Below are 13,104 nucleotides of genomic sequence, written 5' to 3' on the forward strand. Positions count from 1 at the left end.
TCCAGCTTCGCCGCCGACCCTAGCAAAGGCCCTGCCCGCCATCGCCACCAATACGACCTCCGCCATTCTCTCTGCGCCATCTGCCCCGTTGTGTAATCAGCCGGGTAAATAGCTCGCGATTCAGCCCATTGCGGGGTCAAGGCACTAGACTCATTCGTTTACCTGCCCAGGAGAAGCGCCATGCTCAAAGCCGAATACAGGACCCGCGGTCCGGTGCCGCAAGATGTGATCGAAGCCGTCGAGTTCCAACTGCCGCCGCTCAGCGCAGGTCAGGTTCTAGTGAAAGTGCTGGCCGCGCCAATCAACCCTTCGGATGTGCTGACCTTGACCGGCGAGTACGGCATGTTGCCGCCGCTGCCAGCCATTGGCGGCAATGAGGGCGTGGGCGAGGTCGTCGAAGCCTCTTCTGACGTGGCCCAGTTCAAACCCGGCCAGACCGTGCTACTCCCCGTTGGCTGCGGTACCTGGCGCACGCACCTGATCGCCGAGGCCAAGCAGCTCGTCCCACTGCCCAGCGCTGATCCGCAGCAACTGGCGATGCTGAGCGTCAACCCGCCCACTGCTTACCTGATGCTGCGCGATTTCGTCGATCTGCAGCCGGGCGACTGGGTGATCCAGAACGCCGCCAACTCCGGCGTCGGCAGCTACCTGATCCAGCTGGCTAAGATCCGTGGCCTGAAAACCGTCAATGTAGTCCGGCGCGAATCCGCCGTGGCCGCTATACAAGCCGAAGGAGGCGACGTGGTGCTGGTGGATGGCCCGGACCTGCCAAAACGCGCCCGCGAAGCCACGGGTGGCGCAGCCATCAAGCTCGGCATCGACGCCGTGGGCGGTGCCTCGACCGACCACCTCGCCTCCAGCCTGGCGGAGGGTGGCGTGCTGGTGAACTACGGACGCATGAGCGGCGAGCCCTGCCAGGTGAACGCAGCTTCCTTCGTCTTCCGCGATGTCACCCTCAAGGGCTTCTGGCTGGCCCGCTGGTTCCGTCAGGCGACGCCACAGCAGCAGATGCAGCTCTTCGGTGAGCTGATCCAACTGATCGCCAGCGGAAAGTTGAAGGCCCGCATCGCGGCCACCTACAACATCAGCCAGATCAAGGAAGCCATCGCCGCTGCGGCCAGTGGCGAGCGCGATGGGAAGATCGTGCTGGTGCCGTGAAAGGAGGCGTCCCCGCTCTGTAGGAGTGGCTTCGTTCGCGAAGGCAGGCCAGAGGCCTGCCCTGTCGCCCTCACCCAAAGCCCCGGCTCCGTAGAGTCAGCCGAACAGCCAGTAGCCCAGCACGGAAAGATGGACGGCCACGATCAGCCAGAACTTGAATTGATATGAGAGCTTGCGGTTCTTGTGGCGGATGAGGCGTTGCGCCAATAGACCGCCGGGCCAACCGCCCAGCAGCTCCAGAAGGTGCAGCCGGGTCTCGGGAGTCCGCTGCTGGCCGGCGATGGCGAATCGCTTGTCCCGCCAATACGCCACAAAGCACAGCAGGCTCATCAACGCGTACGCCAGCAGCAGGAGTTGCACAGCGCCAAAGCCGCTGAGCCAAGGCCCTAGCAACTGTTCAGGCCCCTGCCCCATGAGCTGGACAAAGTAGGCGGCGAGGCTCTGACTTTCAGAGGCGAGCGGCTGCGATGCCTGTAGCGAGGCGCAGCCACGGTCGCTGAACTGCACGACGCCATCTGGCTGCACGCAACGGTAGACCTCAGCCCGGAGCGCCTCCGAGAAGTACCAGGCCCCGGCCGCCAACACGGCCTTGCGCATCGGCGACATTCCTCCGCCCGCTCCTTTATTCCGCTGCCGGCTTCTTGCGCTTCAGCGGCGCCAGGCCATCGCTGCTCACCACCTGCGACTCTCCACGCGGCGCGCGGGAGGCGGCCGGCTTGCGCTTGGGCGCGGCGGACTTGGCGGACGGCTTCTTGTCGCCCTTCTTGTCGACCTTTTTCTTCTTCACACCAGCGGCCTTGCCGGAAGCTTTCACCTTCTTCGGACCGCTGTAGCTGCCCTTGAGCTCCTTGATCACCCGGCGCTCGAAGCTCTGCTTGAGGTAGCGCTCGATGCTGGACATCAGGTTCCAGTCGGTATGGCAGATCAGAGAAATCGCCAAGCCCTCGCCACCGGCGCGGCCAGTACGGCCAATGCGGTGCACGTAGTCATCGCCAGAACGTGGCATGTCGAAGTTGATCACCAGGTCCAGACCATCCACGTCAAGGCCGCGCGCGGCAACGTCGGTAGCCACCAGCACCTTCACGCCGCCCTGCTTCAGGCGGTCGATGGCCAGCTTGCGATCCTTCTGGTCCTTCTCGCCATGCAGCACGAAGGCCTTGAAACCACCCGCCACCAGGCGACCGTAAAGTCTGTCCGCCAGGACACGGGTATTGGTGAAGACGATGGCCTTCTGGTAGGTCTCGTTCTCCAGAAGCCAGTGTACCAGCCGCTCTTTATGGGCCGGATCGTCGGCGGTGATGATCTGCTGGCGGGTGCCCTCGTTGAGCTCGGCAATTGCATTCAGGCGCAGGTGCAGCGGGTCACGCAGGACGCTGGCGACCATTTCGCGCAGACCCGCTCCGCCTGTTGTAGCGGAGAACAGCAGGGTCTGGGCCCGATTGGAACATTCGCCTGCCAGACGCTGCACGTCCTCGGCGAAACCCATGTCGAGCATGCGGTCCGCCTCGTCCAGCACCAGTACCTCCACCTGTTTCACGTCCAGATTGCCAGCGTTGAGGTGCTCCAGCAGACGCCCAGGCGTGCCGATCAGGACATCCGGCACCTTGCGCAGCATGGCCGCTTGCACCTTGAAGTCCTCGCCACCGGTGATCAGGCCCGACTTGATGAAGGTGAACTGGGAGAAACGCTCTACCTCTTTCAGGGTCTGCTGGGCGAGTTCGCGGGTCGGCAGCAGGATCAGTGCGCGAACACGCACGCGCTTCTCGGCATCACCGATCAGGCGATTCAGTAGCGGCAGGACAAAGGCAGCGGTCTTGCCGCTGCCGGTCTGTGCGGTGACACGCAGGTCGCGCCCTTCCAGGGCTGGCGGAATGGCCGCCACCTGCACCGGAGTCGGCTCGACAAAGTTCAGTTCGGCAACGGCCTTGAGCAGACGTTCGTGCAGGGCGAATTGGGCAAACACAGGACTACCTCGGATCGAAAACGTAAATAGCTGCATAGGTTACCCGGTGTCGCGGCGGAAAGCCCGATTTCCGCACAGAGTGCTGACCTGGCGCAGCTCGAAACTGCGGTTAAGCTAAACGCTTGTCCCGGAGAACAACGCCATGAAGCCGACTTTGATCTACTACGTCGCCGCCAGCCTGGACGGCTACATTGCCCGCCCGGACGGCAGCGTCGACTGGCTGGAGGCTGTCGAGAACACCGATGAAGACCATGGCTACCAGGCCTTCTACGACAGTGTCGACGGCTTGCTGATGGGGCGGGCGACCTATGAGTCGGTCCTCGGCTTCGGTGGCGACTGGCCCTACCCTGGCAAGCCCTGCACCGTACTGACCCGAGCGAAACTACCGCGCAAGGCTCCAGAAGTCCGGATCAGTCATGCCTCGCCGAGCGACGCCCTTGCAGCACTCGCCAGGAAAGGCTGCAAGCGCGTCTGGTTGGTCGGGGGCGGTTCGCTGGCCGGAAGCTGCTATGCTGCCGGACTGCTCGACGAGTTGGTGGTCAACGTTATCCCACACTTGCTGGGCGCCGGTATTCCGATGTTCGCAACCGGCCTCGAACGCCGTCTCCAACTCCGCGAGCAACGTAGTTTCAGCACCGGCGTGGTGCAACTGCACTATCAACTCCTCCCCGAAGCCGAGGTCCCATGACCACCCTGAACATTGCTGCCGCCTGCTTGCTCGACCCGCAAGACCGCCTGTTACTGGTGCGCAAGCGCGGCACCCAAGCCCTGATGCTGCCGGGCGGCAAGCGCGAGGCGGGCGAAAGCGCCGTGCAAGCCCTGCTTCGCGAACTCTGGGAAGAACTGCAGTTGCGCCTGGATGCAGCGGCGCTGCAGCCACTCGGGCAGTTCCGCGCTCCGGCCGCCAACGAAGCTGGCACCTGGATCAACGCTGACATTTTCGTCGCTCGCCTGCCCCACCCGGTGGAAGCGGCGGCGGAACTGGAAGAACTGGCTTGGCTGGCACCCGGCCAAGTCCATCCCAGCAATCTGGCTCCGCTGCTGCGGGACCATGTGTTGGCGGCGTTAAAGCCCTTGCCGAGCCTGCTTGCGCAGTAACTTCGCACTGTCCCAGCCAATCAGCAACACGGCCAGCCAGATCGGCAGGTAGGTCCAGAGCTGAGCCGGATTGAATGCTTCGCCCAGGAAAATCACCGCCACGGCGAACAGCAGCACCGGTTCCACATAACTGAGGATGCCGAACAAGCCCAGCGGCAGCAGGCGGCTGGAGGCCATCATCGCGGCAAACGCCAGGGTGCCGAGTAGCCCCAGGCCAGGCAGCAGCCACCACAACTGCGGTACCAGGGTGAAGGCACCAGGCGGCGACCAGTTGACGATCATCCAGATCGCCAAGGGAGCCAGGACCGCCATCTCCAGGATGAAACCGGACAACGCATCCAGTCGCATCCAGCGGCGCAACATGAAGTACGGCGGATAACCCAACGCGGTAACCAGGGTCAGCCAGGAGAAGGCACGGGTCAGCCAGAGCTCGTGGAACACACCCAGCACGGCGCAGATAACCGCCAGCAGCTGCAGGGGGCGCAGGCGTTCGTTGTAGAACACCCTGCCGGCCAGCACCATCGCCAGCGGTAGGAGGAAGTAGCCAAGGGACACCTCGAGCATCCGCCCTTGCAACGGTGCCCAGAGGAACAACCCCCACTGCACGCCAATCAACACCGCAGCCAGCGGCAATGCTGCCAGCAACAAGGGTTCACTTCGCAAACGCCCGAGTACCCCGATGAACGCGGGCCATTGGCGCGTCAACAGCAACAGGGCCAGAACCGCCGGGATCGACCAGAGCACGCGCTGGGCGAATACCTGAACACCATCCAGCGGGGCCAGCGTTTTCACGTAGCCGGGCATCAGGGCGAACAGCACAGAGGCTATCAGGGACAGCACAACACCGCGTCCGGACAATCTCATGGCTGCCTCGGCGCGCGGGTTTTGGAATGAAACTGAGTCATCTCGGACCTCGAAAAGCAGCCGGCGAAAATACGCCTTCCTTGCCGCGGGAGGAAGCTTAACAAGGGGAAAAACTGACCATCTGGGCAGGGACGCCTTCGACATTGCGGAAAACGGCAGGTAAGAAAACCCCTCTGATCTGCGGGAGCTGAATCATTCTCAAGGCGGGCTGCTCCGCGGCCATCAAGGTCACGTCACCAACAAAAAGACCGGCCTGAACCATCAGGCCGGTCTGGCGTGCGCGCTCAAGGAGCCACGGCGCGCAAAGGGGAGCATTGGAGCGGAGCTGGAGTCAGGCCACCTTGGCCAGTTGCGACTTGGCGGCGGCCAGGCCTTTTTCCTGGAACTCGGCGCCCATGTTCAGGCCCTCGGCATGAATGAACGTTACGTCATGGATGCCGATGAAGCTCATGGCCTGGCGGAGGTACGGCTCCTGATGGTCGACCGGGCTACCGGCGTAGATGCCGCCGCGGGCCGTCAGGATGTAGGCGCGCTTGCCAGTGAGCAGGCCTTGCGGGCCGGTCTCGGTGTACTTGAAGGTGACCCCTGCACGCAGCACATGGTCCAGCCAGGACTTCAGGGTGCTGGGGATAGCGAAGTTGTACATGGGCGCCGCCATCACCAGCACATCTGCCGCCCGCAGCTCCTCGGTCAGCAGGTTGGAGAGCGCCAAGGCAGCCTTCTCGCTTTCGCTCTGCTGGTCTGCAGGCTTCATCCATCCACCCAGCAGGTCGGCATCGAGATGCGGCACCTGGTCGATCGCAAGGTCGCGAACCTGGATGTCATCGGCAGGATGGGCGGTTTGCCAACGGGCGATGAAATCCTGGGTCAGTTGACGGGACACGGAACCTTGCTGACGGGCACTGCTTTCGATGACAAGAATGCGGGACATGGTGACTACCTCCATCGGGGGTTGTTGTGCGTCGATGGGAGGCAGATTAGGCGGTCACATATCGATAAAAAAGCGTAAATATTCGCTACAAAACATCAGGAAAGTTGATTTATCAAAAGCTCGGCACTAGGCTGTTTTCTGTGCCCAAAGCCCCTGCCCCTTCACTTGGGGTTGCAGGTCAACTTGATCCGCAGCTTGATCACGGCACGGTTGAACTTGGCGGTGAGATAAGCGCTCTTGCCACCGTCGATCACAGCCTTGCGTACCCTTGGAGTTTCCGGCCCGTTGATGAAACGCACCGTGCACTCGGCGCGGGCCTCACCTAGGTTCTGCAGGTTGATCGCCGCCATGTTGCCGTCGATATCAGTGGTGTCATAGACGATTTCGGCACCGTTGTACTGCTTCTCCACCTCGATCGGGTAGGCAAGGGCGACAGCAGGTAGTAGAGCGAGCAAGGCACAGCAAAACTTATTCATAGGTGGTCTCCAGCGCAGAGGCCGCCAGCTTAGCAGAGCGCTGCGGCACGCAGCACGCCACGGGGGCTTGGGTCCTCGCGGCCCTGGCGACTAGAGGACCGATCTCGCATGAAAGCCCCCCGTGTCACGCTGGACCAGTGGCGAACCCTGCAGGCTGTGGTGGACCATGGTGGCTTCGCCCAAGCCGCAGAAGCGACGCATCGATCGCAATCCTCGGTGAGCTACACCGTAGCCCGGATGCAGGAGCAACTGGGCGTGCCGCTGTTGCGCATCGAAGGCCGCAAGGCTGTGCTGACCGAAGCCGGTGAGGTGCTCCTGCGCCGTTCACGGCAACTGGTCAAGCAGGCCAGCCAGCTCGAAGAACTGGCCCACCACATGGAGCAAGGCTGGGAGGCAGAAGTGCGGTTGGTGGTGGATGCCGCCTATCCCAATGCGCGCCTGGTCCGCGCCCTCTCCGCTTTCATGCCGCAGAGCCGCGGCTGCCGCGTTCGCCTGCGTGAAGAGGTGCTGTCCGGCGTCGAGGAAGTCCTGTTGGAGGGATCGGCCGACCTGGCCATCACCACTCTGGACATTCAGGGCTATCTGGGCGCCGCGCTCTGTTCTGTAGAGTTCATCGCCGTCGCCCACCCGGACCACCCGCTGCACCGACTCAACCGCCAGATCAACTTCCAGGACCTTGAAAGCCAACTGCAAGTGGTGATCCGCGATACCGGCCGTACGCAGCCGCGCGACGTTGGCTGGCTGGGCGCGGAGCAGCGTTGGACCGTGGGTAGCCTGTCGACCGCCACCAACTTCGTCAGCAGCGGTCTAGGCTTCGCCTGGCTGCCGCGTCACTTGATCGAGCGTGAACTCACCGAAGGCGTGCTCAAGCCGCTCCCACTCGAGCAAGGCGGCAGCCGCCATCCATCTTTTTATCTTTATGCGAACAAGGAGAAAGCCCTGGGCCCGGCCTCGCAGATTCTGGTCGAACTGATCAGGACATTCGATTCCGCGCCCCTGGATGCCCCCTTCGCAGCCCCGATGCCCAGTGCCTGACAGGAGGTCGTGCATGTCCTACTTCAATAACGACGGCTGCAGCTTGCATTACGAGGACTACGGCCACGGCACACCGTTGCTGCTGGTGCACGGCCTGGGGTCGAGCACCCGCGACTGGGAGTACCAGATTCCGGCCCTCAGCTCGCGCCACCGCGTCATTGTGCTGGACGTCCGCGGCCACGGTCGTTCCGACAAACCCCGCGAACGCTACAACATGGGCACGTTCGCCGACGACGTCGCCGCGCTGATCGAGCACCTTGGCCTGGCGCCGGTGCATCTGGTGGGCATCAGCATGGGTGGGATGATTGGCTTCCAGCTGGGGGTCGAGCGCCCGGAGCTGCTGCGCAGCCTGACCATCGTCAACAGCGGCCCCGAGGTGAAGCCGAAAACCCCGCGCGACTACGTGGAAATCGCCAAGCGCTGGAGCCTGTCGCGGTTGCTGAGCCTGGAAAGCATCGCCAAGGGCCTGGGCCGCCTATTGTTCCCTCACCCGGACCAGGCAGCCTTGCGGGCCAAGATCGAGGAGCGCTGGCCGCAGAACGACAAGCGCGCCTACCTCGCGGCCCTGGACGCCATCATCGGCTGGGGAGTGCGGGAACGCCTGGCGCGGATCACCTGTCCTACGCTGGTGGTCAGCGCTGACCGCGATTACACCCCTGTCGCGCAGAAGCAAGCCTATGTGAATGAGCTGCCCAATGCGCGGCTGGTCGTCATCGAAAACTCCCGCCACGCCACTCCGCTGGACCAGCCGGACCGATTCAACACCACCCTGCTCGACTTCATAGAAGAAGTGGAACGTACCTAGGACCCATGCTCATGCTGAAGAAACTCGCCCTGACCGCCAGTGCCCTGCTGTTCTCCCTGAACCTGATGGCCGCCGACAACCCACACGTGCTGCTGACTACCAGCGCCGGTGAGATCGAAGTGGAGTTGGAAGCCGAAAAGGCCCCCGCCAGCGTGAAGAACTTCCTCGAATACGTGGATGCCGGCTTCTACAACGGCACCATCTTCCATCGCGTGATTCCCGGCTTCATGATCCAGGGCGGCGGCTTCGATGCCGATCTGCAGCAGAAGGAAACCCGTGGTCCGATCAAGAACGAGGCTGACAACGGTCTGCACAACGTCCGCGGAACGCTGGCCATGGCCCGCACCCAGGAGCGCGACTCGGCCACCAGCCAGTTCTTCATCAACCACAAGGACAACGCCTTCCTCGACCACGGCAGCCGCGACTTCGGCTACGCAGTGTTCGGCAAGGTGGTGCGCGGCCTGGATGTTGTCGACCAGATCGCTTCCGTGCCCACAGGTAATCGCGGCATGTACCAGAACGTGCCGCTGAAGCCGGTGATGATTCTCTCAGCCAAGCGCCTCTAAGACCGCTGGCCCGGACAGGAAGTCCGGGCCATCAGCCTTCCGCGAAGGCAGCCTGAGCAAGGATGAGCCACTATGCTGTTCCGACGGTTTGAACGCCTGATCGATATCTTTCGCCAGGTGCCCGACGAAACGCCCCCGCGCAGCGTGTTGCACTTTTACGCCTACTATTTGCGCCAGGTCTGGCCGATCTTCAGTGCCTTGCTGCTGGTCGGTCTTATCGTCGCCTTGATCGAGGTGGCTCTGTTCAGTTTCCTCGGCCGCATCGTTGACCTGGCGCAAAGCACGCCCGCCAGCCAATTCTTCGAGCAGCACGGCCAGGAGCTGCTTTGGATGGCGCTGGTTGCCCTGATTCTGCGGCCGCTGTTCAACGGCCTGCACGACCTGCTGGTGCACCAGACCATCAATCCCAGCCTGACCAACCTGATCCGCTGGCAGAACCACCGTTATGTGCTCAAGCAGAGCCTGGGCTTCTTCCAGAACGACTTCGCCGGCCGCATTGCCCAACGCATCATGCAGACCGGCAACTCCCTGCGTGACTCGGCGGTGCAGTCGGTGGACGCACTCTGGCACGTGCTGATCTACGCGGTCAGCGCCCTGGTGCTGTTCGCGGAAGCGGACTGGCGCCTCATGGTGCCGCTAGCGCTCTGGATCGCTGGCTATCTCGCCACCCTCGGGTACTTCGTGCCCAGGGTCAAGCAACGCTCGGTGGAGTCTTCCGACGCGCGCTCACGCCTAATGGGCCGCATCGTCGACGGCTACACCAACATCACCACCCTCAAGCTCTTCGCGCACACCCGTGAAGAAGAGGACTACGCCCGCGAGGCAATCCGCGAACAGACCTACAAGACTCAGCTCGCCGCGCGGGTGGTGACCGCAATGGACGCCACCATCACCAGCATGAACGGACTGCTCATCGTCACCACCTGCGGCCTGGCCCTCTGGCTCTGGAGCCAGGGTCTGATCACCGTCGGCGCCATCGCCCTGGCCACCGGCCTGGTGATCCGCATCAACAATATGTCCGGCTGGATCATGTGGGTCGTCAACGGCATTTTCGAAAACATCGGCCAGGTGCAGGACGGCATGCAGACCATCTCGGTGCCACGCCAGGTAATCGATCGCACTGGCGCCTTGCCGCTACAGGTCAGGCGCGGAGAAGTACGCTTCGAGCGGGTCAACTTCCACTACGGCAAGGGCAGCGGCGTGATCCAGGGCCTGGATCTGCGCGTGAGGCCAGGCGAGAAAATCGGCCTGGTGGGCCCCTCGGGTGCCGGTAAGTCGACCCTGGTCAACCTCCTGCTACGCCTCTATGACCGGGAGGGCGGTCGCATCCTGATCGATGGCCAGGATATCGCCGAAGTGACCCAGGAGAGCCTGCGTGCGCAGATCGGCATGGTGACCCAGGACACCTCGCTGCTGCACCGCTCGATCCGCGAGAACCTGCTCTACGGTCGGCCCGGCGCCAGTGACGACGAGTTGCGCGAAGCCGTGCGCAAGGCCCGCGCCGACGAGTTCGTCCCGCAGCTCAGCGATGCCCAGGGGCGTCGCGGCTTCGACGCCCATGTGGGCGAGCGCGGCGTCAAGCTGTCCGGCGGACAGCGTCAGCGCATCGCCATCGCCCGGGTGCTGCTCAAGGATGCCCCCATCCTGATCCTCGACGAGGCTACCTCGGCACTGGATTCGGAAGTGGAAGCCGCAATCCAGGAAAGCCTGGAAACCCTGATGCAGGGCAAAACGGTCATTGCCATCGCCCACCGGCTTTCGACCATTGCGCGCATGGATCGGCTCGTGGTGCTCGACAAGGGCCACATCGTGGAAAGCGGCACCCACAGCGAGCTGCTTGAGCGAGACGGGCTGTACGCGCGCCTCTGGCTGCACCAGACCGGTGGATTCGTTGGCGTGGAGTGAATTTTCGAGCCGCCGCTAGACCATCTCAGCCTATTTCGCCTGGAAATCTCACGGCGTGCGACAAACGGTTTCACCACCTCAAGCACGGGTGATTGCGAGCAGCCAGCCCCCGTTCGAAACGGCCCCTCCCGGAGCGATGGTTGAACTAACCGCCTCAGTCGGGTCACATGAAGTCCCTTGAAAGCGATACCCAACAGAGGAACAAAAGCCTATGAAAATGGCCTCGGTTGTCAGCGCCGTGATCTCCAGTCTCGCGCCCAGCGTATTCGCCCAGGATGGCTTGCAAAACCACGGTGCGGGTCTACCCGTTGTGGAATACCACTACGGAATGGACATCGACGTTCAGAAGGTGCTGCACCGCACCGACACTTCCGACAAGACAGGCGTCGTGCCGGTCACCCTCGTCTATGAAGACAGCCAAGGCGAAGTGCACAAGATCCGCTTCCTCGAATGGGGCGGCACCACCACCGACACCAGCACACCGACCAGTATCGGCTGATTAGCCCTGGCGATAAGGAAGCAGGCCACGCGCCTCCTCGGCGTAGGCCTGTATCCCATCACGCTCCTGGCGCAAGAAGTCATCTACCGCGGCACGCAACCCCGGGTGGGTCAGGAAGTGCCAGGAGCGCGTGATCACCGGCTCGAAGCCTCGAATCAACTTGTGCTCCCCCTGGGCGCCGGCATCGAAACGCTGAAGCCCACTGACGATGGCCTGGTCGATGCCCTGATAGAAGCAGGTTTCGAAATGGAGTCGATCGAACTCCGCCAGGCTGCCCCAATAGCGGCCATAGAGCGTATCTCCACCTTGCAGTGAAAATGCCATGGCCACCGGCCGGGTACCTTGCAACGCCAGCACCACGCGGATGGCCTCAGGCATACGTGCCGCCAACAGACTGAAGAAAGTACGCGTCAGATAGGGGACTTGGCCGCGCACGCGGTAGGTATTGGCATAGCATGCATAGACGAAGTCCCACTCCGCCTCGCTCAACTCACTACCGGCGCGCCAGTCGAACGCGATCCCCTGCCCCGCCACCTGTTCACGCTCCTTGCGCAATTGCTTGCGCTTGCGTGAACTCAGGGCGTCGAGGAAGTCCTGGAAATCCCGGTACCCCTGATTACGCCAGTGGAACTGGCAACCCAGGCGCTCCAGCCAGCCGCGGCGACCGCACAGGTGAAGATCGGCAAAAGCATCAGTGAAATTGATGTGCACGCCCGACAGCCCATCTGCCGCCACGTCGCGCTCCAACGCATCAAGCAACTGAACGGCAGACGCATCGTCCACAGCCAATAGCCTGGCCCCACCTACCGGGGTGAAGGGCACCGCCGCCAGCAACTTGGGGTAGTAACCGATCCCGGCACGTTGGCAGGCATCAGCCCAAGCCCAGTCGAACACATACTCGCCATAGGAATGGCTTTTCAGGTAAACCGGCATGGCCGCCAGCAATTCGCCACCCGCTCCACGCAACAGGTGATGCACAGGACTCCAGCCGCTGTGCCCACCCACGCTGCCGCTCTCCTCCAGCGCACTGAGAAAAGCATGGCGCATGAAGGGCTGGGCATCCGGCAACAGGGCATCCCATTGCGACGGTGCAATATCGGAGAGACGAGCAAGGGTCTGGATTGGCATGTCGCAAGTCTGGCCTGCGGTGCCAAGGAAAGAAAGCATCCGAAGCCATTACTGGCAGTTCAGACGCGCCCCGAACACCAGCAATATGGGCACGGTTTGCTTGAAAACCGTGCCCAGGAAACGCTGGGCCACGCCCGAAGGAAAAGTGGTGCCCCTCCTTGTGGGGGTGAATTAATTGGCTCTGTACCTGTTAAGGATTGCATCCGGATGGATCTCTTGTAGGAGCGAGCTTGTTCGCGAAAAGATCGCGGTTCGCGAGCAAGAACTCGACGTCCCCAGTCCTACAAGGCTCTCAGCCCGGCCGTTGATTACTAGCAACAGCTAACGCAGACAGAGCCGATTCATTTGCCCCAACGTGCTCCTCAAAGCACCGCTGCGCGATGGGCTCGAACAGCGACTGGAAGCCTTTCTAGAGTGGTTCGACACCCGCCGCAGCGATGCCCGCCTTGAGCCGCCACTACCACCCGGACGAGGTGTTTGCCTAGACGCTTTCCGGAAAGTGGGACTACCTCGAACATGACTGCACCACCGCCGCCGGTTTCGCCGCCGACTGCTAGGGCCTGTCCATCGTCATGTGGATGAGTTGCGGCAGTGGACTTGCTCATAGCACGCAGCCAAGCATTGGAGCGGACAACACAAGACTTCTACAAAGCCCATTGACTTGTACAAATTTCGC

General features: G+C 62.5%; 13 protein-coding genes and 1 pseudogene. 8 read left to right on the forward strand and 6 right to left on the reverse strand.

Going from position 1 to position 13,104, the window contains the following annotated elements; all coding sequences use genetic code 11:
- The first annotated feature begins 180 nt into the window (after positions 1-180).
- A complete protein-coding gene (locus tag OXH74_RS24660) occupies positions 181-1,158 on the forward strand; it encodes a zinc-dependent alcohol dehydrogenase family protein (protein ID WP_375739285.1) in 978 nt (325 codons plus the stop codon).
- A gap of 96 nt (positions 1,159-1,254) precedes the next feature.
- On the opposite strand, the pseudogene OXH74_RS24665 reads toward OXH74_RS24660, so the two are convergent.
- Both OXH74_RS24665 and OXH74_RS24670 read right to left on the reverse strand, forming a co-directional pair.
- Positions 1,255-1,506, reverse strand: a pseudogene (locus OXH74_RS24665) (DUF1294 domain-containing protein); the annotation flags it as partial.
- 274 nt (positions 1,507-1,780) lie between these two features.
- On the reverse strand, positions 1,781-3,136 hold the full coding sequence (locus tag OXH74_RS24670) for a DEAD/DEAH box helicase (RefSeq protein ID WP_215373840.1): 1,356 nt from the start codon (positions 3,134-3,136) through the stop codon (positions 1,781-1,783).
- A 127-nt stretch (positions 3,137-3,263) separates the two neighbouring features.
- Here OXH74_RS24670 and OXH74_RS24675 point away from each other — a divergent pair, with 127 nt between their 5' ends.
- Together OXH74_RS24675 and OXH74_RS24680 are read left to right on the forward strand one after the other, a co-directional pair.
- The gene (locus OXH74_RS24675; protein ID WP_375739286.1) at positions 3,264-3,809 is read left to right on the forward strand and encodes a dihydrofolate reductase family protein; all 546 of its coding nucleotides are present in this window, start codon (positions 3,264-3,266) and stop codon (positions 3,807-3,809) included.
- Entirely contained in the window at positions 3,806-4,219 is a 414-nt protein-coding gene (locus tag OXH74_RS24680; RefSeq protein WP_215373605.1) for an NUDIX domain-containing protein, read from the forward strand. The genes OXH74_RS24675 and OXH74_RS24680 overlap by 4 nt, the downstream gene beginning before the upstream one ends.
- On the opposite strand, the gene rarD is transcribed toward OXH74_RS24680, so the two are convergent.
- The 3 genes from rarD to OXH74_RS24695 all read right to left on the reverse strand — a co-directional run bounded on the left by rarD (position 4,187) and on the right by OXH74_RS24695 (position 6,490).
- A complete protein-coding gene (rarD, locus tag OXH74_RS24685; RefSeq protein ID WP_375739287.1) occupies positions 4,187-5,083 on the reverse strand; it encodes an EamA family transporter RarD in 897 nt (298 codons plus the stop codon). The two genes, OXH74_RS24680 and rarD, sit on opposite strands and share 33 nt — an antisense overlap.
- Before the next feature lie 331 nt (positions 5,084-5,414).
- Positions 5,415-6,014: an FMN-dependent NADH-azoreductase gene (locus OXH74_RS24690; protein ID WP_375739288.1), complete on the reverse strand. Its 600-nt coding sequence runs from the start codon at positions 6,012-6,014 to the stop codon at positions 5,415-5,417.
- Positions 6,015-6,175: 161 nt separating this feature from the next.
- Positions 6,176-6,490 carry a 3-phosphoglycerate kinase gene (locus OXH74_RS24695; protein WP_215373614.1) on the reverse strand — a complete coding sequence of 105 codons (315 nt, stop codon included), beginning with the start codon at positions 6,488-6,490 and terminating at the stop codon, positions 6,176-6,178.
- A 108-nt stretch (positions 6,491-6,598) separates the two neighbouring features.
- Between OXH74_RS24695 and OXH74_RS24700 the strand changes: the two genes are divergently transcribed.
- The 5 genes from OXH74_RS24700 (at position 6,599) to OXH74_RS24720 (ending at position 11,300) form a co-directional block, all read left to right on the forward strand.
- A complete protein-coding gene (locus OXH74_RS24700; protein ID WP_375739289.1) occupies positions 6,599-7,525 on the forward strand; it encodes a LysR family transcriptional regulator in 927 nt (308 codons plus the stop codon).
- Positions 7,526-7,538: 13 nt separating this feature from the next.
- Entirely contained in the window at positions 7,539-8,330 is a 792-nt protein-coding gene (locus tag OXH74_RS24705; RefSeq protein ID WP_375739290.1) for an alpha/beta fold hydrolase, read from the forward strand.
- An 11-nt stretch (positions 8,331-8,341) separates the two neighbouring features.
- Positions 8,342-8,896, forward strand: a complete 555-nt coding sequence (locus tag OXH74_RS24710; protein WP_375739291.1) for a peptidylprolyl isomerase — start codon at positions 8,342-8,344, stop codon at positions 8,894-8,896.
- Positions 8,897-8,968: 72 nt separating this feature from the next.
- Complete coding sequence (locus OXH74_RS24715) at positions 8,969-10,801, forward strand: ABC transporter ATP-binding protein (protein WP_375739292.1); 1,833 nt, start codon at positions 8,969-8,971, stop codon at positions 10,799-10,801.
- A 211-nt stretch (positions 10,802-11,012) separates the two neighbouring features.
- Positions 11,013-11,300, forward strand: a complete 288-nt coding sequence (locus OXH74_RS24720) for a DUF2790 domain-containing protein (protein WP_215373625.1) — start codon at positions 11,013-11,015, stop codon at positions 11,298-11,300.
- Here the strand turns inward: OXH74_RS24720 and OXH74_RS24725 are convergent, their stop codons facing one another.
- On the reverse strand, positions 11,301-12,428 hold the full coding sequence (locus OXH74_RS24725) for a GNAT family N-acetyltransferase (RefSeq protein WP_375739293.1): 1,128 nt from the start codon (positions 12,426-12,428) through the stop codon (positions 11,301-11,303).
- Positions 12,429-13,104 lie beyond the last annotated feature (676 nt).

The sequence above is a fragment of the Metapseudomonas boanensis genome (assembly GCF_042232855.1).
GTDB lineage: Bacteria > Pseudomonadota > Gammaproteobacteria > Pseudomonadales > Pseudomonadaceae > Metapseudomonas > Metapseudomonas boanensis.

Bases quoted from the DNA above. Each gene is read 5' to 3' on its own strand.
- OXH74_RS24715 (WP_375739292.1), top strand. From the start codon at position 8,969: ATGCTGTTCCGACGGTTTGAACGCCTGATCGATATCTTTCGCCAGGTG.
- OXH74_RS24710 (WP_375739291.1), top strand. From the start codon at position 8,342: ATGCTGAAGAAACTCGCCCTGACCGCCAGTGCCCTGCTGTTCTCCCTG.
- OXH74_RS24690 (WP_375739288.1), bottom strand. From the start codon at position 6,014: ATGTCCCGCATTCTTGTCATCGAAAGCAGTGCCCGTCAGCAAGGTTCC.
- rarD (WP_375739287.1), bottom strand. From the start codon at position 5,083: ATGAGATTGTCCGGACGCGGTGTTGTGCTGTCCCTGATAGCCTCTGTG.
- OXH74_RS24705 (WP_375739290.1), top strand. From the start codon at position 7,539: ATGTCCTACTTCAATAACGACGGCTGCAGCTTGCATTACGAGGACTAC.
- OXH74_RS24700 (WP_375739289.1), top strand. From the start codon at position 6,599: ATGAAAGCCCCCCGTGTCACGCTGGACCAGTGGCGAACCCTGCAGGCT.
- OXH74_RS24680 (WP_215373605.1), top strand. From the start codon at position 3,806: ATGACCACCCTGAACATTGCTGCCGCCTGCTTGCTCGACCCGCAAGAC.
- OXH74_RS24695 (WP_215373614.1), bottom strand. From the start codon at position 6,490: ATGAATAAGTTTTGCTGTGCCTTGCTCGCTCTACTACCTGCTGTCGCC.
- OXH74_RS24675 (WP_375739286.1), top strand. From the start codon at position 3,264: ATGAAGCCGACTTTGATCTACTACGTCGCCGCCAGCCTGGACGGCTAC.
- OXH74_RS24720 (WP_215373625.1), top strand. From the start codon at position 11,013: ATGAAAATGGCCTCGGTTGTCAGCGCCGTGATCTCCAGTCTCGCGCCC.
- OXH74_RS24660 (WP_375739285.1), top strand. From the start codon at position 181: ATGCTCAAAGCCGAATACAGGACCCGCGGTCCGGTGCCGCAAGATGTG.
- OXH74_RS24725 (WP_375739293.1), bottom strand. From the start codon at position 12,428: ATGCCAATCCAGACCCTTGCTCGTCTCTCCGATATTGCACCGTCGCAA.